General features: G+C 72.4%; 19 protein-coding genes. 10 read left to right on the forward strand and 9 right to left on the reverse strand.

Annotated features, from left to right (window positions below):
- The 3 genes from HNR30_RS08040 to HNR30_RS08050 are packed head-to-tail and all read right to left on the reverse strand — an operon-like array spanning position 1 to position 3,962.
- Entirely contained in the window at positions 1-975 is a 975-nt protein-coding gene (locus HNR30_RS08040) for a DUF2804 domain-containing protein (protein ID WP_181609118.1), read from the reverse strand.
- Positions 972-2,687 carry a glycoside hydrolase family 2 protein gene (locus HNR30_RS08045; RefSeq protein WP_181609119.1) on the reverse strand — a complete coding sequence of 572 codons (1,716 nt, stop codon included), beginning with the start codon at positions 2,685-2,687 and terminating at the stop codon, positions 972-974. The genes HNR30_RS08040 and HNR30_RS08045 overlap by 4 nt, the downstream gene beginning before the upstream one ends.
- Positions 2,688-2,729: 42 nt before the next feature.
- Positions 2,730-3,962, reverse strand: coding sequence for an MFS transporter (locus HNR30_RS08050; RefSeq protein WP_181609120.1), 1,233 nt, complete (start codon positions 3,960-3,962; stop codon positions 2,730-2,732).
- Positions 3,963-4,029: 67 nt separating this feature from the next.
- Between HNR30_RS08050 and HNR30_RS08055 the strand changes: the two genes are divergently transcribed.
- Positions 4,030-4,656, forward strand: a complete 627-nt coding sequence (locus HNR30_RS08055) for a TetR/AcrR family transcriptional regulator (RefSeq protein ID WP_181609121.1) — start codon at positions 4,030-4,032, stop codon at positions 4,654-4,656.
- Positions 4,657-4,854: 198 nt separating this feature from the next.
- On the forward strand, positions 4,855-6,042 hold the full coding sequence (locus HNR30_RS08060) for a cytochrome P450 (protein WP_246377942.1): 1,188 nt from the start codon (positions 4,855-4,857) through the stop codon (positions 6,040-6,042).
- Between the two features lies 1 nt (position 6,043).
- On the opposite strand, the gene HNR30_RS08065 is transcribed toward HNR30_RS08060, so the two are convergent.
- Positions 6,044-7,630, reverse strand: coding sequence for a pentapeptide repeat-containing protein (locus HNR30_RS08065; RefSeq protein WP_181609122.1), 1,587 nt, complete (start codon positions 7,628-7,630; stop codon positions 6,044-6,046).
- 52 nt (positions 7,631-7,682) lie between these two features.
- Positions 7,683-8,264, reverse strand: coding sequence for an RICIN domain-containing protein (locus HNR30_RS08070; RefSeq protein ID WP_181609123.1), 582 nt, complete (start codon positions 8,262-8,264; stop codon positions 7,683-7,685).
- 208 nt (positions 8,265-8,472) lie between these two features.
- Here HNR30_RS08070 and HNR30_RS08075 point away from each other — a divergent pair, with 208 nt between their 5' ends.
- From HNR30_RS08075 to HNR30_RS08105, 8 genes are all read left to right on the forward strand, one after another.
- Positions 8,473-9,783 carry a molybdopterin-binding protein gene (locus HNR30_RS08075; protein WP_246377945.1) on the forward strand — a complete coding sequence of 437 codons (1,311 nt, stop codon included), beginning with the start codon at positions 8,473-8,475 and terminating at the stop codon, positions 9,781-9,783.
- A gap of 91 nt (positions 9,784-9,874) precedes the next feature.
- Positions 9,875-10,003 (forward strand): hypothetical protein, encoded by a 129-nt coding sequence (locus HNR30_RS49125; protein WP_281389550.1) that lies wholly within the window; start codon positions 9,875-9,877, stop codon positions 10,001-10,003.
- The gene (locus HNR30_RS08080) at positions 10,000-10,089 is read left to right on the forward strand and encodes a potassium-transporting ATPase subunit F (RefSeq protein WP_181609124.1); all 90 of its coding nucleotides are present in this window, start codon (positions 10,000-10,002) and stop codon (positions 10,087-10,089) included. The genes HNR30_RS49125 and HNR30_RS08080 overlap by 4 nt, the downstream gene beginning before the upstream one ends.
- A 2-nt stretch (positions 10,090-10,091) precedes the next feature.
- Positions 10,092-11,738 (forward strand): potassium-transporting ATPase subunit KdpA, encoded by a 1,647-nt coding sequence (gene kdpA / locus HNR30_RS08085; RefSeq protein WP_181609125.1) that lies wholly within the window; start codon positions 10,092-10,094, stop codon positions 11,736-11,738.
- Positions 11,738-13,729 carry a potassium-transporting ATPase subunit KdpB gene (gene kdpB / locus HNR30_RS08090; RefSeq protein WP_181609126.1) on the forward strand — a complete coding sequence of 664 codons (1,992 nt, stop codon included), beginning with the start codon at positions 11,738-11,740 and terminating at the stop codon, positions 13,727-13,729. Before kdpA ends, kdpB begins: the two co-directional genes overlap by 1 nt.
- A complete protein-coding gene (locus HNR30_RS08095; RefSeq protein ID WP_181609127.1) occupies positions 13,726-14,523 on the forward strand; it encodes a potassium-transporting ATPase subunit C in 798 nt (265 codons plus the stop codon). The genes kdpB and HNR30_RS08095 overlap by 4 nt, the downstream gene beginning before the upstream one ends.
- Positions 14,520-17,048, forward strand: coding sequence for a DUF4118 domain-containing protein (locus tag HNR30_RS08100; RefSeq protein WP_181609128.1), 2,529 nt, complete (start codon positions 14,520-14,522; stop codon positions 17,046-17,048). The genes HNR30_RS08095 and HNR30_RS08100 overlap by 4 nt, the downstream gene beginning before the upstream one ends.
- Positions 17,045-17,713 carry a response regulator gene (locus HNR30_RS08105; RefSeq protein ID WP_181609129.1) on the forward strand — a complete coding sequence of 223 codons (669 nt, stop codon included), beginning with the start codon at positions 17,045-17,047 and terminating at the stop codon, positions 17,711-17,713. The genes HNR30_RS08100 and HNR30_RS08105 overlap by 4 nt, the downstream gene beginning before the upstream one ends.
- Here HNR30_RS08105 and HNR30_RS08110 read toward each other — a convergent pair.
- From HNR30_RS08110 to narH, 4 genes are read right to left on the reverse strand one after another with little or no spacing between them, the layout of a single operon-like run.
- Entirely contained in the window at positions 17,710-18,774 is a 1,065-nt protein-coding gene (locus tag HNR30_RS08110) for a glucose 1-dehydrogenase (protein WP_181609130.1), read from the reverse strand. The genes HNR30_RS08105 and HNR30_RS08110 overlap by 4 nt on opposite strands.
- Before the next feature lie 2 nt (positions 18,775-18,776).
- Entirely contained in the window at positions 18,777-19,490 is a 714-nt protein-coding gene (gene narI, locus HNR30_RS08115) for a respiratory nitrate reductase subunit gamma (RefSeq protein WP_181609131.1), read from the reverse strand.
- Positions 19,487-20,104 (reverse strand): nitrate reductase molybdenum cofactor assembly chaperone, encoded by a 618-nt coding sequence (narJ, locus tag HNR30_RS08120; RefSeq protein ID WP_312894285.1) that lies wholly within the window; start codon positions 20,102-20,104, stop codon positions 19,487-19,489. Before narJ ends, narI begins: the two co-directional genes overlap by 4 nt.
- Complete coding sequence (narH, locus tag HNR30_RS08125) at positions 20,101-21,684, reverse strand: nitrate reductase subunit beta (protein WP_181609132.1); 1,584 nt, start codon at positions 21,682-21,684, stop codon at positions 20,101-20,103. Before narH ends, narJ begins: the two co-directional genes overlap by 4 nt.
- Position 21,685 lies beyond the last annotated feature (1 nt).

Genomic DNA, 21,685 nt, shown 5'->3' on the forward strand with positions numbered 1-21,685 from the left:
TCACCAGCGGTTGCGTGCCTCCTCGGCCCAGCCGGTGAGGCCGTCGAGGTCGATCCACGAGCCGTCGTCGGCGCGGGCGCGGCCGGTGAAGTGGCCGAAGCACTGGTGGGTCTCGCTCGCCACGACCAGCAGGGCGGTCTTGGCGATCTTCTCGTGGTAGGGGTGGAACTCCGCCTGCACACGAGGGCCGGTGATGCGCCAGGGCCGCTTCCAGTCGTGGCGGTCGTAGAGCCACTCCAGCTCGTCGCCGATCTTGTGCAGCCGGCCGTCGAGGAACAGGGCGTTCTCGGTGGAGCCGGTGCCGTCGGTCCACTTGCCGCCGAGCTGGATGGCGCGGCCGGGCGCGCAGCCCGCCGCCCAGTTCCACACGACGGAGTAGGGCCACTTGCCGCGCCCGTGGTCGAGCACCGCGAACGCGTCGACGATCTGGTGCGTCAGCGAGCCGACCCTGAGGGTGCCGCGGGCGGGGCGGCCGAGGTCCTTGACGGTGTACTGGAAGCGGTCGGCGCCCCACGGCACGACCACGCCCAGCGACTCGTGCCCGCCGGGCCTGCCGACCTCGACGTCGAGCTCGATCGCCTCCGAGACCGCGCGGATCGTGGTGCCGCCCGGATGGTCGGCCAGGTCGATGCGGAGCCCGCCGCCCGACACCGAGGCCATGCCGGCGCCGCTGCGGTCCGGCATGACCGCGCCGCGCGCCAGCGGCACCACCACGTCCTTGGTGCTCTCCCGTCCCGACGCGCGGTCCAGCACGTACAGGCCGTGCAGCCCGGCGTAGTCGAGCGAGGCCGCCACCAGCCCGACGATGTGGGTGGGGGTGACGATGCCCCAGTACTCCCAGCGCTTGCGCCGGCCCCAGCCGCGCAGGTTGGCGCGGTGCAGCGGCCGCCTGGTCCAGCCGACCGCCTCCGGGTTGAGCCGCCCGCCGGGCAGGCACAGGTCGACGGGTTCGGTGATCTCGCGCTCGTGGGTCACGCCAGCTTCAGCCTCTCGTTGATCGAACGGACCAGGTCCTCGTCCATTTTGACTACCTCGCGGTCGTAGGTGAGCAGCCCGTTCAGCTCGTCCTCGACATCGCTGAGCTGGGTGTACACGGTGGCGCTCAGGCCGCGGGCGATCGCCGGGAGGATCTCGCGGCGATGCAGGCGGGCGAAGGCGGCGCCGAGCCGTACGGCACTGTCGAACCGTTTGTAGCCGAAGCGGCCGCCGCCCCAGACGTGGCCCTCGACGGGCAGGCTGTAGCCGCCGTACTCCGTCAGGGCCAGCACCCGCCCGTCGGGCCGCGGAGGGCGGAAGCGGCGGAAGTAGACGTGCAGGCTGCGCAGGTCGCCGGCGCCCTGGTCGTGCCAGCCGCTGGCGTGGTCGACCGGACGGGTCGGATCCAGGGCGGCCAGCTCGGCGGCGACCCGCGCGGCGTCGAACTGGCCCCAGCCCTCGTTGAAGGGCACCCAGAGCGCGAGGCTCACGACGTCGCGCAGGTGCTCGACGCACGCGCGCGCCTCGGACTCGAACCGCGCCCGCCCGGCCGCGTCGCCGCGGCCGAACACGCGGTGCCGCCGGTCGTCGAGCCGCAGCGGGGTCAGCACGGGCGCGGTGACGACCCACGGCCGGTACGGCTCGCCGCCGTTGACGAGGTCCTGCCAGACGAGGATGCCGAGCCGGTCGCAGTGGTGGTACCAGCGCAGCGGCTCGACCTTGATGTGCTTGCGCAGCATGGTGAAGCCGAGCCGCTTCATGGTCGCGATGTCGTGGATCATCGCCTCGTCGGAGGGCGCGGTGTACAGGCCGTCCGGCCAGTAACCCTGGTCCAGGATCCCGGCGTGGAAGTACGGCCGGCCGTTCAGCAGCAGGCGGGGCACGCCGTCGGCGTCGGGGCCCACCCCGAACGAACGCATGCCGAAGTAACCGCGGACGCGGTCCTGGCCGAGCGTGACCGTGACGTCGTACAGGAACGGGTCCTCCGGGCTCCACGGCCGGGCGCCGGGCACCGGGACCACGACGGGCGTGCCCGCCTGCGCGGTCGCCGAGGCGACGGGCGTGCCCCGCGCCGAGATCTCGACCAGGGCGTTCCCCTCCGGCGCGTGCACGGTCACCGCGACCGCCGATCCGGGCAGGTCCGGGGTGAGCGTCAGCCGCTCCACGTGCACGGCGGGCACCGACTCGGCCCACACGGTCTGCCAGATGCCCGACTGGGCGGTGTACCAGATGCCGCCCCGCTCCAGTTTCTGCTTGCCGCGCGCACCGGCGCCGGTGTCGTCGCGCACCCTCACGACCAGGACGCCCTCAGGGTTGCCGGTGATGTCGCAGGTGAAGGGCAGGTAGCCGCCCTCGTGCGCGCCCACCTCGACGCCGTCCAGGAAGACCGCGCACTCCTGGTCCACGGCGCCGAAGTGCAGCAGCACGCGCCCGCCCGGGACCGCGAAGCCGTCGGGCAGGCGCAGCGTGCGCCGGTACCACAGGGTCTGGCCGGGCCTGAGCTGCCGTCCGACCCCGGACAGCGGCGCCTCGGGCGAGAACGGCACGATGATCTCGCCCTCGTAGGCTTCCGGCTCCTCATCGTCATCGGAGGAGAAGGCGTACTCCCAGCGGCCGTTGAGGTTGACGTAGCTGTCGCGCACCAGCTGCGGCCGGGGGTATTCGGGCAGCACGGCATCGGGGTCGAGCGCCCGGCCCCACCGAGTCAGCACGGGCGGTCACACGGGCGGTCACACGGGCGGTCACACGGGCGGTCAGCGGACACCGCGGATCCTCCAGACCAGGCAGGCCCCGGCGACCGCGAAGGCCGCCGCCACGGCGTACATGAGCGGATAGCCGCCGGCCGAGGTGACCAGCGGGGCGGCGATGACCGGGCCGAGCGTGTTCGACGCGGAGTTCGACAGGCTGACGATGCCCAGGTCCTTGCCGCGGTCGGCGTCGGCGGGCAGCAGCTGCGTGACCATGGCCTGGTCCACGGCGGCGAACATGCCGTATCCGGCGCCCAGGAGCGCGGCGGCGGCGATCGCGGCGCCCCAGGTGGTCGCGGCGGTGAGCACGAGGGCGGAGGCCGCCATCGTCAGCCCGCCGAGGAAGACGGCGGGCTTGCGCCGCCCGGTGCGGTCCGACAACCATCCGGCCAGCAGCGTCGGGGCCACGCTGGCGAGCGTGAAGACCGCCACCAGCACCACCACGCCCTGCTCCACCGAGTCGGCGGGGTAGTGGACGGCGTCGCGCAGGAAGTACTGCAGGTAGCCGATGCCCATCGCGAGGGTGAGCGTGATCATCAGGCGGCTGAGCCAGGCCCAGGCGAAGTCGGGATGGCGGCGCGGGCTGACCCAGAAGCCGCGGGCGAAGTCGCGTATCGAGAACGGCGGGCACGGCTCGGTGCGCGGCTCGCGCGTGAACAGCCCGAACGGCAGGATCAGCGCGAGCACCAGCACCGCCATGGCCAGGAACGCCGGCCGGGAACCGGTCAGCAGCACCGTGGCCACCACCCCGCCGAGCAGCGGCCCGCTGAGCTGCCCCACCCCGGCCAGCGCCGAGGCCTTGCCGCGCTGCAGGACGGGCACCTGGTCGGGCACGGTCGCGATGGCTGTGGCCAGGGCGGCGGTGAAGGCCAGCTGCGCCACCGCCCAGCCGGCCACCAGGCCCGCGATCGTCTCCTGGAAGGCCAGGAACGCCAGCGCGGCCGAGCTGAGCAGGGCGCCGCCCACGATCCACGGCCTGCGGCGGCCGAAGCGGGAGTTTGTCCGGTCGGACATCGCGCCGAACAGGGGATTGGCCACGGCCGTGCAGACGGCGGCCACCGCGAGCACCACCGCGAGCGAGGCCTCCTTGGTCACCGGGTCGATCGCGGCGACCTGGGAGGGCAGCAGGATCTGGCCGCCCACCGTGGCCGCCATGATGACGCCCATCTGGGCCAGGGACAGCAACGCCATCCAGCCGAAGGAGACCCTCGGCGGATCACCGATCCTGACGTCGCTCACACGCTGCCTCCGCGAACATGACGGAGCATCACGTTAGAACATGACGAGGTGTTATGTTAAGAGCGCGATGGAGAATTCCGGCGTCCGGCGCAGGCCGGTCCAGCGGCGCAGCATCGAGCGGGTCGAACGCATCCTCGACGCCTGCGCCGGCCTGCTCGACGAGGTCGGCTTCGACGCCCTCACCACGGCCGAGGTCGCCAGGCGCGCGCGGGTGCCCGCCGCGACCGTCTACCAGTTCTTCGACGGCAAGCCGGGCATGATGCGCGCCCTGGCGCTGCGCAACCTCGACCTGCTCCTGGTACGGCTGCGCCGCAGGGCCGCCGCCGAGCACGACCTCACCTGGCGCCGCGCCGCCGAGATCGTCCTGGAGGAGACGGCCGGCATGCGCCGCACCGTGCCCGGCTTCACCGTCGTCGACTTCGCCGACACCCGGCCGGGCGGCGCCTCCTTCCTGCCGGCCGGCCAGACCCAGGAGGGCGGCGACATCCTGGCGGAACGGCTGTACGCCTTCGCGATCGACGAGGCGGGGCTGCCGCCGCTGCGTGACCCGCTGCGCGCGATGCGGCTGGCCATCGAGGCCGCGGGGGTGGCTCTGCGCCTGGCCTTCCAGCACTCGCGCGACGGCGACCCGGCCATGCTCGCGCACGGCCGCACCCTGCTGACGGCCTACCTCGACCGGCTCGAGCGCGACTGACCTTCTCAGGACCGGGCAGGGCGCCGTCTCACCTGGTTGGAGGGCGCCGCTGGCGGCAGGACCCGGCCGCGGCCGTCCGCGAGGCCGGCGTGTGCGCGCCCGAGACGATCACCCCGGATCCGGTTTGCCTCCCGAGAAGCGCGGGCATCAACGCGCACGCCGCGAAAGTCCCTCGACTCCCAGATGGGTGGACAGGCGATGACGCCAGAACTGCCGCTCCACATGCAGCGCGAAGGGTTCGGACCGGTCGGCGAACTGGCCCGCGTACGCGACGGCGAGGGCATGCTGCGGCTCGACTCGCCCTTCGGCAAGCCCGTGTACGTCGTCTGCCGGCACGAGGACGTACGCCAGGTGCTCGCCGACCCGGCGCGCTTCAGCAGCGCCAGGACCTCCTTCCCCGGCGTCGACAAGCTCGACCCCGACGAGCGCGCCAGACTCAGGGCCGGGCAGCTGATCGGCTTCGACCCGCCCGAGCACACCCGCCTGCGCAAGATGCTCACCGGCGAGTTCACCGCCCGCCGGATGAAACGGCTCGAACCCCGCATCGCCGAGATCGTCGAGTCGGCCCTCGACGACCTGGAGCGCGCCGGGCCACCGGCCGACCTGGTCGAGCACTTCGCGCTGCCGGTGCCGTCGCTGGTGATCTGCGAGCTGCTCGGCGTGCCGTACGCCGACCGTGCCGAGTTCCACGAACGCTCGTCGCGGCTGGTCGACTTCTCGCTGCCCATGGAGGAACGCGCGGCCGCCCAGCGCGAGGACCGCGACTACATGGCGAGCCTGGTCGAGCGCGCCTACGCCGAACCCGGCGAGGACATGATCGGCATGCTCGTGCGCGAACACGGTGACGACCTGTCGGCCGACGAGCTGGTCGGCATCGCCGGCCTCCTGCTGCTGGCCGGCCACGAGACCACCGCCAACATGCTGGGCCTTGGCACCCTGGCCCTGCTGCGCCACCCGGAGCAGCTGGCGATGGTCCGCGACGACCCGGCGCGGATGGAAGCGGCGATGGAGGAACTCCTGCGATGGCTGTCCATCGTGCAGACCATGCCGCCGCGCACGACCACGGCCGAGGTCGAGATCGGCGGCCAGATCCTGCCGGAGGGCTCGCTGGTGATCGTCTCGCTGCCCGCCGCCAACCGCGACCCGCTGTTCATCGACGACCCGGAGAGCCTCGACGTCACCCGGGGCGCCATCGGGCACTTCGCGTTCGGTCACGGCGTCCACCACTGCCTGGGGGCGCCGCTGGCGCGCATGGAGATGCGCATCGCCTTCCCCGCCCTGCTGCGGCGCTTCCCCGGGCTGGCGCTGGCCGAGCCGTACGAGAAGGTGGCCTTCCGCGCCTTCAGCGCCGTGTACGGCGTGCAGTCGCTCTCCGTGACCTGGTGACTCAGCCCTTCGTGAGGCGCTTGAGAGCCTTGCGCCCCCGGTTGAGCGTCTCGCGCGCCTGGTTGAGCTCCCCGATCACGCTCGCCTTCTCCACCTGGTCCCGGGCCTGCTCGTAGGCGTCCAGGATCCGGTGCCAGTCGGCCGCGCCGGCCGTGCCCGCTTCGCCGGTGCGGCCGTCGGCGGCGTCGATGGCCTCGCCGAAGCGCGTCACCTCCTCCGCCAGCTCCTCCCTGACCTGCGCGAGCCTGGCCGCGGTGCGGGCCTCACGTTCCCGCAGGGCGCGGCGGCGCCTGGCGGAGCCGCGCACGATGCCGTAGCCGATCAGCAGCAGCACGGCGCCGAGAACGCCCCAGAAGATCTTCCAGCCGAGCGACATGGTCGAGTGCGAGCCGGACAGGTCGGCGCCGGTGTCGCCGCGGCCCAGGTCGAGGTCGGTGACGTCGGCGCCGGCGAAGCGGGCGCCGGCGAGCATCGCGCTCTGGAAACGCGCGCGGATCAGCGTGGCGCTGCGGAAGTCGGCCTTGCGGGCGTCGGCGCTGGTCCAGCGCGTGTCGGTGAGGTCGGCGCCGACCAGCGTGGCGCCCTCCAGCTTGCCGCTGACGAACTGGGCGCCGGCGAGCCGCGCGCCGCTCAGGTCGGCGCCGGTCAGGTAGCGCAGCGAGGCCCCGTTGGCCGACACGTCGCGCAGCACCGCCTTGCGGAACTTGATCGACGACAGGTCGACGCCGTCGAGCTTGGCGCCGGTGAGGTCGGCGCAGCTCAGATCGTCGGGGAATTCGGTGATCTCGGTGAAGTCCTGCCCCGAGAAGTCGTGGCCGCTGCCCGGCGTGCAGTCGGCGGGCGCCTCGGGCAGGTCGGCGGGCATGCCCTTGCTCCCCGCGAGGTCGAGACCGCGCGAGCCGCGCAGGTCCACGCGGCTGACGGTGGCGCCCTTGAAGGTGGCGCCGGTGAGGTCGGAGCCGTCGAGCCGCGAATGCGTCAGGTCGGCCCCGTCGAAGACGGTGCCGGTCATCGTGGAGGTGTAGAGCATCACCTCGGTCAGCGTGGCCTCGCGCATGACGGTGTCGATGAGCAGGCTGCCGTACATGCCGGCCTGGCCGAGGTCGGCCTTGCTGAAGTCGGCCTTCCTCAGGTCGGCGCCGTACAGCGAGGCCGAGACCAGGCTCGCGCCCTCGAACCGGGCGCCGTCGAGCTGCGCGGAGTAGAGCGCCGCCCGGTCGAGCCGCGCCTGGCGGAAGTCGGCTCCTTCCAGGCGCGCGTTGTACAGCTTGGCGTCCTGCAGGTCGGCCTTGGTGAAGAGCGCGGAGCGGGCGTCGGCGCCGGACAGGTCGGCCTCGGCGAGGTCGGCGCCGCGCAGGTCGGCCTTGACGAGCGTGGACGGCAGGCGCACCCCGGCCAGTTTCGCGCCCCGGAGGTTGGCGCAGCTGAGATCCTCGGGAAGCGTCGCCTGCGTGAGGTCGCGACCGGACAGGTCGGGGCCGCTGCCGCGCGAGCACGTGGCGGCGTGGGCGGTGCCCGCGAGGGGAGCGGTGAGGAAGAGGCCGGTGAGAGCCAGGGATAACAGGGGGAGGGAGGCGGCCAGACGCATGGGGGAAGCATAGGGCCGCCGCCTTTCAAACCGGTTGATCGCCCGGATCGGGTCAGAAACCGAAGAACGGCATGTCGAAGCTCTGCGCCGCCGACCCGTTGACCGGCTGCTGGTGCAGCTTGGCGTTGGGGACCGGCGAGCCCTTGACCGTGGCGGCCAGGTTGCTCCAGACGTTGGTCATGCCGTAGCGGACACCGCCGTGGAACGGGGTGACCCACTGCTGGCTGAGGGTGCCGTCGCAGGCGTTCACCTCGATGCCGGCGCCGGCACTCTGGGAGATGCCGTCGGCGATGTCGAGGCAGCCGGCGTTGTGGTTCTCCACGAAGTACGTGTTCGCCTTGCCGGGGACGGGTGTGAAATGCCACAGGACTCCGAAGAACACCGGGTTGGAGCCCGGCGGCAGCTGCGTCAGCCGTACGCCCGCGACCGCGTTGTCCTGCAGCGGAAAGCCGTTGTTCATGATCCACCACATGCCGGGATCGGTGGGCGGCAGGGCGGCTCTCGCGGTTCCGGCGTCGTCGCCGGGACCGGCGCCGGGGTCGGCCAGTGCCGGGGCGGCGGCCCCCGCGGTGAGGGCGGCGACGAGCGCGAGCAGGCGCAGCGACTTGCGGGCGTACGTGGTCAGGTTGGACATGGTGAATCCCTTCGGAAGGCTGGAATCGTCCGCGCGGGATGCGCGGACCACCTGACACCTGTCGCGGCGGCGGAGGCGGCGTCGCACGGCACGGAGGTGCACCGATCGGCAAGCGTAGGTAAGGGGTGATCGGGCCACCGCGTACAAATACCGGCAGCCGCCGCCTGTCTCGGCGGTGAGCGTGCCGACCTGCAGGCGAAACGCGCGGATGAGACCCTGGAGCATGGTCACCACCGCGCAACCGGGTACCCGTCAGGACGTCGCCTGGGCGGCGGCGAGGGAGTTCGCCCACGCCGCGGCCGAGCCCGCCCCGCCCGAGCGGGTGCCGCTGGCCGCGGCGGCCGGGCTGGTGCTGGCCGAGGAGCTCCTGGCGGCGACGCCGCTCCCGGCGTTCGACACCTCGGCGATGGACGGCTACGCGGTCGCGGGCACGGGCCCGTGGCGGGTGGTCGGCGTCGCGCGGGCGGGCCGCTCGTGGCCGGGCGCCCGGCTGGCGCCGGGGTGCGCCGTGGAGATCTCGACCGGGGCGGTCGTGCCTCCCGGCGCGCGGGCGGTGCTCCCGGTGGAGGTCGCCCTCAGGACAGGTGGCGGGGCAGATGGCGGACCGGGTGGCGGGACAGGTGACGGGCCGGGTAGCGGGCCGGGTGACGGGGCGGGTGACGGGGCAGGTGGCGGGCCGGGTGGCGGGGCGGGTGACCTGGTGTCCGGTCCCGAGCTGCCCGACGGCAGGCATGTGCGTGCCGCGGGAGAGGACGCGGGTGCGGGGGAGCGGCTGGCGCACGCGGGCACGCCGGTCGGTCCCGCCCTGATCGGGCTGGCCGCCACCTGCGGGTACGACGAGCTTCTCGTGCGTGGCAGGCCGGTGGTGCGCGCGGTGGTCACCGGTGACGAGCTGGCCCGTTCCGGTGTGCCCGCGCCGGGCACGGTCCGCGACGCACTCGGGCCGCTGCTGCCCTCCCTGATCGCCGGCCTCGGGGGCGAGCCCGCCGGGCTGGTCCACGTGCCCGACCATCCGGAGACGGCCCTGTGGCGGGCGGTCGAGGCCGCCGGCGACGCCGATGTCGTCGTGGTCACCGGCTCCACCTCGGTCGGCACGACCGACGGGCTGCGCCGCCTGCTGGCCGCGCACGACGCCGAGTGGATCGTGGACGCGGTGGCGTGCCGTCCCGGCCATCCCCAGCTCCTGGCGCGCCCGCGCGGCGGCCCGTACGTCGTGGGCCTGCCGGGCCATCCGTTCGCGGCGCTGGCCGCCGCCCACACCGTCCTCGGCCCGCTGCTGGCGGGGTTGTCGGGCCGTCCGCTCGCCGCGCTGCCGCGCATGCCGCTGACCGTCCCGGTGCGCCCGGCGCCCGGCCGTACCCGGATCGTCCCTGTGGTGTGGGACGGCGACGGCGTGCGCCCGCTCGGCGGCGACCGCCCGGCCTTCCTCAACGGCGCCGCGCTCGGCGACGCCCTGGCCGCCGTCCCGGAGGACGCCCGGCCGGGCGGACCCGTGCCGCTGGTGCTGTTGCGCGCCTGAGGCGTATGGAACGCGTCAGTTTTTCCGGCGCGGGCGTCGGGAAGCCGTCAAGAACGGCCAAACGCCACATAAACCCCACTTAGCTGGATCTGTGACCGCCTGTCCACGGCGGCCGAATCGAGCTGAGGAGCTGCACATGGGTGACGTCATCTTCGTCGCCCTGACGATCGCGATCTTCGTGATCTTCGGGTTCGTGGTGAAGGCGGTGGAGCGGCTGTGAGCGCTGTCAACGCCATCGGCCTGTCCGCCGCGATCGTTCTGGTGATCTTCATGGTCGCCGCGTTGTTGTTCCCGGAGCGGTTCTGACCATGGGCTGGATCTTCATTCTCTCCCTGATCGTCGCTCTCGGCCTGGTCTACCGGCCGCTCGGCGACCACATGTACCGCTGTTACAGCGGTGCCAAGCACACGGCGGTCGAGCGGGGCGTCTACCGGTTGCTCGGCGTGCGGCCCGACACCGAGCAGCGCTGGGGCGGCTACGCCCGCGCCCTGCTGGCGTTCTCGGTGGTCTCGGTCCTGTTCGTGTACGGCATGCAGCGGCTGCAGGACAAGCTCCTCCTGAGCCTGGGCTTCGACGCGGTGCCCGACCACATCGCGTGGAACACCGCGATCAGCTTCGTGACCAACACCAACTGGCAGGCCTACTCGGGCGAGTCCACGATGGGCCATCTCACCCAGATGGCCGCGCTGGCCGTACAGAACTTCGTGTCGGCCAGTGCCGGCATGGCCGTGGCCATCGCGCTGGTGCGGGGCTTCGCCCGCAGGGGCAGCGACACCATCGGCAACTTCTGGGTCGACCTCGTCCGTGGCACCCTGCGCATCCTGCTGCCGATCGCCTTCGTCGGCGCCCTGGTGCTGGTCGCGGGCGGCGTGGTGCAGAACTTCACGGGCCCGCACTCGGTGGAGACCCTCGTCGGCGGCACCCAGAACCTGACCGGCGGCCCGGTGGCCGGCCAGGAGGTCATCAAGGAGCTGGGCACCAACGGCGGCGGCTTCTACAACACCAACTCCGCCCACCCCTTCGAGAACGCCACCGCCTGGACGAACTGGTTCGAGATCTTCCTGATCCTGCTGATCCCGATCTGCCTGACGCGCACGTTCGGGCGCATGGTCGGCCAGGTGCGGCAGGGCCACGCGATCCTCGCCGTCATGTCCACCCTGGCCATCGCGAGCGTCGTGCTCACCAACGTCTTCGAGCTGGCCGGCGACGCGACCGTGCCGCAGGCGGTGGGCGCCGCGATGGAGGGCAAGGACGTGCGCTTCGGCGTCGCCAACTCGGCCACCTTCGCCGCCGCCACCACGCTCACCTCCACCGGCGCCGTCAACTCCTTCCACGACAGCTACACGCCGTTCGGCGGCATGATGACGCTGGTCAACATGATGCTCGGCGAGGTCGCCCCCGGCGGTGTCGGAGCCGGGCTGTACGGCATGCTGATCCTTGCGGTGATCACCGTCTTCGTCGCCGGCCTGATGGTCGGCCGCACCCCTGAGTATCTGGGCAAGAAGATCGGCGCCCGCGAGATCAAGCTGGCCTCGCTGTACTTCCTGGTCACCCCGCTCCTGGTGCTGACCGGCACCGCGGTCGCGATGGGCAACGCGGAAGGCGTCAAGGCGATGCTGAACGACGGCCCGCACGGCTTCTCGGAGATCCTCTACGCCTTCACCAGCGCCTCCAACAACAACGGCTCCGCGTTCGGCGGCGTCACCGTCAACACCCCGTGGTACGACGTGGCGCTCGGCCTGTGCATGGTGCTCGGCCGGTTCCTGCCGATCATCTTCGTGCTGGCCCTGGCCGGATCGCTGGCCGCGCAGAAGCCGGTCCCCGAGTCGGCGGGCACGCTGCCCACGCACCGGCCGCAGTTCGTCGGCCTGGTCGTCGGCGTCACCGTCGTCCTGGTCGCGCTCACCTTCCTGCCCGCGCTCGCGCTCGGCCCGATCGCCGAAGGACTGCTCTGATGTTCACTGTCGCGTCGCTGCTCGACGCCTTCAGGAAGCTCAACCCGTTCACGCTCTGGCGCAACCCGGTCATGCTGATCGTCGAGGCCGGGGCCGTCTTCACCACCGTCCTGGCCGTCGTCGAGCCGAGCCTGTTCGCCTGGGCGATCGTGGCCTGGCTCTGGCTGACCGTGCTCTTCGCCAACCTGGCGGAGGCGGTCGCCGAGGGCCGCGGCAAGGCGCAGGCGGCGACCCTGCGCGCCGCCAAGCGCGACACCATGGCCCGGCTGCGCTCGGGCACGACCGTCGCCGCGACCGAGCTCCAGCAGGGCGACGTCGTGGTGGTCGCCGCCGGGGAGATCATTCCCGGCGACGGCGACGTGATCGAGGGCATCGCCAGCGTCGACGAGTCGGCCATCACGGGCGAGTCCGCCCCGGTCATCCGCGAGTCGGGCGGCGACAGGAGCGCCGTCACCGGAGGCACGAAAGTGCTGAGCGACGAGATCGTCGTCAAGATCACCCAGAAGCCCGGCGAGAGCTTCGTCGACCGCATGATCGCCCTGGTCGAGGGGGCCGACCGGCAGAAGACGCCGAACGAGATCGCCCTCAACATCCTGCTGGCCGCGCTGACGATCATCTTCCTGGTCGCCACCATCACCATGCAGCCGTTCGCCATCCACGCCAAGGCCGAGAACCCCGGCATCGCCGACTCCCTCGCCCTGACCGGCGACGGCGTGTCGGGCATCGTCCTGGTCAGCCTGCTGGTCTGCCTCATCCCGACGACGATCGGCGCGCTGCTGTCCGCGATCGGCATCGCCGGCATGGACCGCCTCGTGCAGCGCAACGTCCTGGCCATGTCGGGCCGCGCGGTCGAGGCGGCAGGCGACGTGAGCACCCTGCTGCTCGACAAGACCGGCACCATCACCCTCGGCAACCGCCAGGCCGCCGCGTTCGTCCCGGCCGAGGGCGTCACCGAGCACGAGCTCGCCGAGGCGGCCCAGCTCTCGTCGCTGGCCGACGAGACCCCCGAGGGCCGCTCGATAGTGGTCTTCGCCAAGGAGAGTTACGGCCTGCGCGAGCGGGAGCTGCGGGGCGCCGCGTGGGTGCCGTTCACCGCCCAGACCCGCATGTCGGGGGTCGACGTCGACGGCCGCCGGATCCGCAAGGGCGCGGCCACCGCGGTGATGGCGTGGGTAGGCGCCCCCGACGAGGCGGTCGGCCGCGTCGTCGACGGCATCTCCGCCTCCGGTGGCACCCCGCTCGTGGTCGCCGAGAAGGACAGGGTCCTGGGCGTCGTCCACCTCAAGGACGTCGTCAAGCAGGGCATGCGCGAGCGGTTCGACGAGATGCGCCGCATGGGCATCCGCACCGTCATGATCACCGGTGACAACCCGCTGACCGCCAAGACCATCGCCGAGGAGGCGGGAGTCGACGACTTCCTGGCCGAGGCGACACCCGAGGACAAGCTCGCCCTGATCAAGAAGGAGCAGGAGGGCGGCCGCCTGGTCGCCATGACGGGTGACGGCACCAACGACGCCCCCGCCCTGGCCCAGTCGGACGTGGGTGTCGCGATGAACACCGGGACCAGCGCCGCCAAGGAGGCGGGCAACATGGTCGACCTCGACTCCAACCCGACCAAGCTCATCGAGATCGTGGAGATCGGCAAGCAGCTGCTCATCACGCGCGGCGCGCTGACGACCTTCTCGATCGCCAACGACATCGCCAAGTACTTCGCGATCATCCCGGCGATGTTCGCGGCGGTCTATCCCGGTCTCGACGCGCTCAACATCATGCGCCTGGGCTCGCCGCAGTCGGCGATCCTGGCCGCGGTCGTCTTCAACGCCCTGGTGATCGTCGCGCTGATCCCGCTGGCCCTGCGGGGCGTGCGCTACCGGCCGAGCAGCGCCTCGAAGCTGCTGTCCCGCAACCTCGGCCTCTACGGCCTGGGCGGCATCATCGCGCCGTTCGCCGGCATCAAGCTCATCGACCTGCTGATCGGGGGACTGCTGTGAGAAACGCCTGGATCCGCCCGCACCTGGCCGCGCTCCGGGCGGTCGCTGTCATGACCGTGCTGCTCGGCCTCGTCTATCCGCTCGTCACCACCGGTGTCGCCCAGGCCCTGTTCCACGGCAAGGCCAACGGCTCGCTGATCGAGAAGGACGGCAGGACCGTCGGCAGCGCGCTCGTCGGCCAGTCCTTCGAAGGCCACAGGGAGTACTTCCAGTCGCGGCCCAGCGCCGCGGGCGACGGCTACGACATGCTCTCCACCGCCGCGAGCAACCTCGGTCCCGAGGACGTGCTGGACACGCCCGACCGCCCGTCGCTGCTCACCCAGGTCTGCGCCCGCTCCCGGGCGGTCGGCGAGCTGGAGGGCGTGAGCGGCGCCCGGCCGTACTGCACGGGCGACGGCGTCGGCGCCGTGCTGAAGGTCTTCCCCGACCGGGCGGTCAGCGTCAACCAGGCCTGCCCCGCCCGGCCGTTCACCGATACCTACGAGGGGCTGACGGTCGAGTGCGCCGAGCCCGGCGAGGACTACGCCGCTGGCCGTACGGTCCCCGTCCGAGGCGACGTCAGGGCGGTCGTGCCCGCCGACGCCGTCACCGCGAGCGGCTCCGGGCTGGACCCGCACATCTCGGTGGCCTACGCCGAGCTCCAGGCCCCGCGCGTGGCCGCAGAACGCGGTCTGGACCTGGCCGGGGTCAGGGCGCTGATCGAGCGGCACACCACCGGCCGGGCGCTGGGCTTCATGGGCGAACCCGCCGTCAACGTGCTCGAACTCAACCTCGCGCTGGACACGAGGCCGTGAGCACCAGGGGCCGGCTGCGTGTCTACCTCGGCGCCGCCCCCGGCGTCGGCAAGACCTTCGCCATGCTCGGCGAGGGACGCCGCGCGAGGGAGCGCGGCAGGGACGTGGTCGTGGGCCTGGTCGAGACCCACGGCCGCCCCCGCACCGCCGAGCTGCTCGAAGGCCTGGAGGTCGTCCCCCGCGCGCTGCTGACGCACCGGGGGGCGAGCTTCACCGAGATGGACGTCGACGCGATCATCGCCAGGGCGCCCAGGGTCGCCCTGGTCGACGAGCTGGCGCACACCAACGTGCCGGGCTCGAAGCACGCCAAACGCTGGCAGGACGTCGAGGAGCTCCTCGACGCCGGCATCGACGTGATCTCGACCGTCAACGTCCAGCACCTGGAGTCGGTCAACGACGTCGTCGAGGAGATCACCGGCATCCCGCAGCGCGAGACCGTCCCCGACGAGGTCGTACGGCGCGCCGACCAGGTCGAGCTCGTCGACATGTCCCCGCAGGCGCTGCGCCGCCGCATGGCGCACGGCAACGTCTACGCCCCGGAGAAGGTGGACGCCGCGCTGTCGAACTACTTCCGCGAGGGCAATCTCACCGCCCTGCGGGAGCTGGCCCTGCTGTGGGTGGCGGGCAAGGTCGACCAGCAGCTCGACCGCTACCGCGCCGAGCACGGCATCAGCGGCACCTGGGAGGCGCGCGAGCGGGTCGTGGTCGCCCTGACCGGCGGCCCGGAGGGCGACACGCTCGTCAGGCGGGCCGCCCGCGTCGCCGACCGCGGCAAGGGCGCCGACCTGCTGGCCGTCCACGTCACCAGCGCCGACGGCCTGGCGGGCGCCGACCCGGCCGACCTGGCCCGGCAGCGCACCCTCGTGGAGTCGATGGGCGGCACCTACCACCAGGTCGTCGGCGACGACGTCCCCAGGGCGCTGCTCGACTTCGCCCGCGGGGTCAACGCCACGCAGCTGGTGCTCGGCGCCTCGCGCCGGGGGCGCCTGGCCCAGCTGTTCTCCCGGGGCGTGGGCGTCGAGACGACCGCGCGCTCGGGCAGCATCGACGTCCACATGATCACCCATGCCGAGGCCAGGAGGGGACGCCGCCGCGGCCCCCGCTCCCGCGCGGCGCTGACCCGCAGGCGCAGGATCGCCGGGTGGGTGCTGGCCGTCGCCGGCATGCCGCTGCTCACGGCCGGGCTCAGCCCCTTCCGCGAGGTCCTGTCGCTGCCGAGCGAGATCCTCATCTTCCTGTGCGCGGTGGTCGCCGTGGCGCTCGCCGGTGGCACCTGGCCGGCGATCACCGCGGCCGTCGGCGGGTCGCTGCTGCTCAACTGGTTCTTCACCCCGCCGCTCGGCCGGTTCACCATCGCCGACCCGGAGAACCTCCTGGCCCTGATCGTCTTCGTGCTCGTGGCCGCCGCCGTGAGCACCATCGTCGACCTGGCCGCCCGCCGTACCAGAGAGGCCGCCCAGGCCGGGGCGGACGCCGAGCTGCTGTCGACGCTCGCCGGGCACGTGCTGCGCGGCGAGGCGGCGCTGCCCACGCTGATGGACCGCACGCGCGAGACGTTCGGCCTGACCTCCGTCACCCTGCTGGAGCGCGCGGGCGCGCCCCAGCCCGACGACCGGGCCGCACCGCGGCACTGGCGCATCCTGGCGACCTCGGGCGGGCCGCCCGTCTTGTGCCCTGGCCAGGGCGACACCGACGTCGTCGTCGGCGACGACCTGGTGCTCGCCGCCCGGGGCAGGCTGCTGGAGGCCGGCGACCGGCGGGTGCTGGAGGCGTTCGCCGCCGAGGTCGCCGTCGCGCTGCACCAGCGGCGCCTGCGCGAGGAGGCGGACAGGGCCGGGCCGCTGGCCGAGGCCGACAGGACGCGGACGGCGCTGCTGGCCGCCGTCAGCCACGACCTGCGTTCCCCGCTCGCCTCCGCCAAGGCGGCCGTCGAGTCGCTGCGCAACACCGAGATCGACTGGTCGCAGGAGGACGAGCGCGAACTGCTGGCCACCGCCGGAGAATCGCTGGTACGGCTCGACCGGCTGGTGGAGAACCTGCTCGACATGAGCAGGCTGCAGGCGGGGGCGCTCGGGGTGGTCCTGCACCCGACCGCGCTGGAGGAGGTCGTGCCCAGGGCCGTCGACGACCTCGGCCACCTCGGCGACCGCATCGACGGCGACATCCCGTTCGACCTGCCCGAGGTGGTCGCCGACCCGGCGCTGCTGGAGCGCATCCTGGTCAACCTGATGGCGAACGCGGTCCGCTACAGCCCGCCCGGCGCCGCGGTGCTGGTCACCGCGAGCCGGCACGGCGAGCACGTGGAGATCCGCGTGATCGACCGCGGCCCCGGCATCCCGGCAGAGGCGCACGACCGGGTCTTCCTGCCCTTCCAGCGCCTGGGCGACCGCGACAACCACACCGGGGTCGGGCTCGGCCTGGCCCTGTCGCGCGGGCTCGCCGAGGCGATGGGCGGCACGCTCGTCGCCGACGAGACCCCAGGAGGAGGCCTCACCATGATCCTTTCTCTCCGGAGGCAGCCATGACGCGCATCCTCGTCGTCGACGACGAGCCGCAGATCCTGCGCGCGCTCCGCATCAACCTCGCCGCCCGCCACTACGAGGTCGCCGTCGCCCCCGACGGCGGCACGGCGCTGCGCCTTGCGGCCGAGTCGCACCCCGACCTGGTCCTGCTCGACCTCGGCCTGCCCGACCTCGACGGCGTCGACGTCATCCACGGCCTGCGCGGCTGGACGGGCGTCCCCATCCTCGTGCTGACCGGCCGCTTCAGCAGCCAGGACAAGATCGAGGCGCTGGACGCGGGAGCGGACGACTACGTGACCAAGCCCTTCGACATCGAGGAGTTGTTCGCCCGCATCCGGGCGGTGACCCGCAGGGTGGGGCTGCACGAGGAGGAGCTGGCCAGGATCCAGGTGGGCGACCACACGATCGACCTGAACACCAAGTCGATCTCCGGCGAGGTGCGCCTGACCCCGACCGAGTGGGGGTTGCTGGAGATCCTCCTGCGCAACCCCGGCAAGCTGGTCAGCCAGCGCCACCTGCTGACCGAGGTGTGGGGACGCCACCACGTCAAGGAGACGCACTACCTGCGCCAGTACATGGCGCAGCTGCGCAGGAAGCTGGAGCGCGACCCGGCGCGGCCCGCCCACTTCATCACCGAGGCGGGCATGGGCTACCGCTTCGTGCCCTAACCGATCCGGCCGCCGAGGTCGATGACGACCTTGATGTCGTCGTGGTCGCCCGGCTCGAAGGCCTCGTGCGCCCGCTCCAGCGGGAGCCTGCGCGTGATCAGCCGCTCCAGCCAGGCGGTGTCGGCCCGGGCCAGGGCCTCGGCGGCCTGCTCGTAGTGGCGGCGGTTGGCGTTGACCGACCCGAAGACGACGTCGTTCTCCAGGACGAGGTTGCGGTTGAACGCGCCCGCGTCGATCACCAGCCGGCGGCCCGCGGGGGAGACGCCGGTCAGGCAGACGATGCCGGCGGGCGCGTTGGTCGCGATGACCTCCATGGCGACCTGGGTCGCGCCGGTGGCCTCGATGACGATCTCGGGGAGCAGCGCCCTGGTGACCTCGTCCACCGGTCCCGAGTGGTAGGTCGCGCCGAGCGCCTCGACGACCTGCGGCTTGACGCCGGAGGTGACGCGATCGAGTACGTGCACGTCCAGGCCGCGCTGCCGCCCGAGCAGGGCGGCCAGCAGGCCGATCGGGCCGGCGCCGGTCACCAAGACGGTCCGCGGGTCGAACCAGGCGCGTTCGCTGATCCGCTCGATGTGCTCCCACGCCTTGGCGACGACGGTCGTCGGCTCCATGAGCACGCCGACGCCGCTGAGACCGGGATCGAGGCGCACCGCGTGGCCGGGCTCGATCGCCCACCGCTCGGAGCCGAAGCCGTCGACCTCCTTGATGCCGTGCTCGGTGTAGCGGCCGTTGCGGCACATGTCCCACTCGCCGCGGGCGCACGCCCCGCACGGCACCGGGTCGGGATGGCGCACGATGCCGACGACGAGGTCGCCGGGGGAGAAGCCGCTGCCGGGCGGCGCCGTGCCGACCCGGCCGAGCGACTCGTGACCCAGGACGAGCCGCTCCCGCCCCTCCGGCGGCCAGCCGTACTCGCCCGCGGTGATCTCGCGGTCGGTGCCGCACACGCCCAGGGCGATGGCGTCGACCAGCAGACGGGTGTCGCCGGCCTCCGGGTCGGGCACGTCGGTGACGGCCAGCGATCCCGCGCTGCCCGGGACGACGGTCAGTGCGCGCATGCTCAGGGCTCCACGGATTCCCAGCCGCGCCGCGTCCGGCCCTCGGCCAGCTGCTTCGGGTCACGGCTGCGGTAGACGATGTACGGGCGGAACAGGTACTTCACCGGGGCGCTGAACATGTGGACCAGCCGGGTGAAGGGCAGGATGGCGAAGAGCGCCATCCCGATCAGCGCGTGGATCTGGAAGGCCGTGGGCACGTTGGTCATCAGCTCGACGTCGGGCTGCAGCACGAACAGGCTGCGCGCCCACGGGCCGATGGTCGAGCGGTAGTCGTAGTCGGCGTGCGACAACTTCGCCCACAGGCCCAGCGCGATGTTGCCCACCAGGAAGACGTACATGAACTTGTCGTTCTTGGTGGTGGCGCGGAAGACCGGCGCGTACCTCCTGCGCCGGTAGACCAGCCCGACGATGCCGACGATCGCCAGGATCCCGGCGGCGGTCCCGGCGATCAGCGAGAACAGGTGGTAGGTCTTGTCGCTGACGCCGGCCGCGTCCGTCCACGAGGCCGGGATGAAGATCCCGATGATGTGCCCGGCGAGGACGGCCAGGATGCCGTAGTGGAAGAGCGGCGAGGCGATGTGGAGGATCCTGCGCTCGTAGCTCTCCGACGAGCGGGTGGTCCAGCCGAACTGGTCGTAGCGGAAGCGCCAGATCAGCCCCGTCACCAGGATGCCCAGGACCAGGTAGGGCAGGCCGCCCCAGAGGAAGGTGTTCATCGGGTGCTCCCGGGTGACAGGACGGGCAGCAGGTCGAGGTGGCCGTACGGCCGCAGGCCCACGTCCTCGCGCGGCGGCCCGCTGCGGGCCAGGGCGCGGGCCTGGGCCCGGTCCTTCGGCGACGGCCCCGGCAGGGTGGCGCAGACGGCGGCCAGCACGTGGGCGTACGGCGTGCCCGCCTCTTCCAGCGCCAGGCGCAGCAGCTCCAGGCCGGGGCGGTGCTCCAGCAGCAGCGAGGTGTCGCCCGTCGCGGCGGTGAACTCCAGCACGATCGGCAGGAAGTCGGGCAGCTCCTCGCCCGACAGGCGCAGCCCGTGGTCACGGTAGGCCTGCTTGAAGGCCACCAGCGAGACGCCGCGCCGCCGGGTGTCGCCGTCCTGCCACCAGCTCAGGTAGAGGCTGTGGCGGTTGTTGAAGTCGAAGACCTCGACGTAGTGGGCGGCCAGCTCGGCGGGCGTCAGCCGTACGGCGAAGTCGAGGAAGGGCCGCACCAGCCGGGCAGGCCTGCTGGGAGCGGCCTCCAGGGCGTCGCGCACGAGCGCGAGGTCGCCGCCCGGGTAGGCCAGCAGCAGCGAGGCGGCCTGGTGGAGCACGCGCTCCCGGTGGCCGGTCACAGCTCCTCCTCGCGGTCGGCGGTCTGGCGTTTGCGGGTGAGGTGGAAGGTCTCCAGGGAGACCATCGGCAGGTTTCTGCGCCCCGAGTCGTCGCCGAGCGGCCCCGGCTCGCCCTCGACGACGCCGACGCTGCACTCGTTGGGCATCACCGACTCCTCCAGGCGCCTGGCGTCGCCCGCCGCGGCCGTCGGGATCACGTAGCGGTCCTCGTACTTGGCGATCGCCAGCAGGTGGTACATGTCCTGGATCTGCTGGGCGGTCAGGTCCACGGCCGAGGCGACGTCCTCGTCGACCGGGTCGCCCACGTTGATGGCCCGCATGTGGTGGCGCATCGCGGCCAGCTTGGCCAGCGACATCTGCACCGGCAGCGGGTCGCCCGCGCTGAACAGCTCGGCCAGGTACTCGACCGGGATGCGCAGGGTGTCGATGGCGCCGAACAGCACGTCGGCGTCCTCGCCGTCGAAGCCGGTCTCGGCGACGGCCTCGACGATCGGCGACAGCGGCGGGATGTACCAGACCATCGGCATCGTCCGGTACTCCGGGTGCAGCGGCAGCGCGACCCGGTAGGTGGAGATCAGCGCGTGGACGGGTGACCTGAGCGCGGCCTCGATCCAGTCGTGCGGCACGCCGTCACGCGCGGCCGCCTGCCGTACGGCCGGGTCGTGCGGGTCGAGGAAGACGCCGAGCTGCGCCTCGTAGAGGTCCTTGTCGTCGGCGACCGAGGCCGCCTCCGTCACCCGGTCGGCGTCGTAGAGCATGACCCCCAGGTAGCGCAGGCGCCCCACGCAGGTCTCCGAGCAGACGGTCGGCAGCCCCACCTCCACACGCGGGTAGCAGAAGGTGCACTTCTCGGCCTTGCCCGTGCGGTGGTTGAAGTAGATCTTCTTGTACGGGCAGCCGGTCACGCACTGCCGCCAGCCGCGGCACTGGTCCTGGTCGACCAGGACGATCCCGTCCTCGACCCGCTTGTAGATCGCCCCGGAGGGGCAGGCGGCCACGCAGGCCGGGTTCAGGCAGTGCTCGCAGATGCGCGGCAGGTAGAACATGTAGGCCTGCTCGAAGGCGAAGCGCACCTTCTCGCCCACCTGCTCGCGGATCTTCTGGATGACCGGGTCCTGCGGGCCGAGCTCGGTCGCGCCGCCGAGGTTGTCGTCCCAGTTGGCGCTCCACTCGATCTCCATCGGCCGGCCCGACAGCAGGGAGCGGGGCCGCGCGCCGGGGTAGTCGTCGCCCAGCGGGGCCTCGTGCAGGTTGGCGTAGTCGTAGGTCCACGGCTCGTAGTAGTCGTGGACCGTCGGCAGCACCGGGTTGGCGAAGATCTCGGCGAGCTTGCGCAGCCGCCCGCCCTGGCGCAGGCGCAGGCGGCCGCGCCTGTCGAGCTTCCAGCCGCCCTTCCACTGCTCCTGGTCGGCCCAGCGGCGCGGGTAGCCCTGGCCGGGACGGGTCTCGACGTTGTTGAACCAGACGTACTCCATGCCGGAGCGGTTGGTCCACGTCTGCTTGCACGTCACCGAGCAGGTGTGGCAGCCGATGCACTTGTCGAGGTTCATGACCATGGCGATCTGGGCCATGACACGCATG

The organism is Nonomuraea soli, from assembly GCF_013761175.1.
Classification (GTDB): Bacteria; Actinomycetota; Actinomycetes; order Streptosporangiales; family Streptosporangiaceae; genus Nonomuraea; species Nonomuraea soli.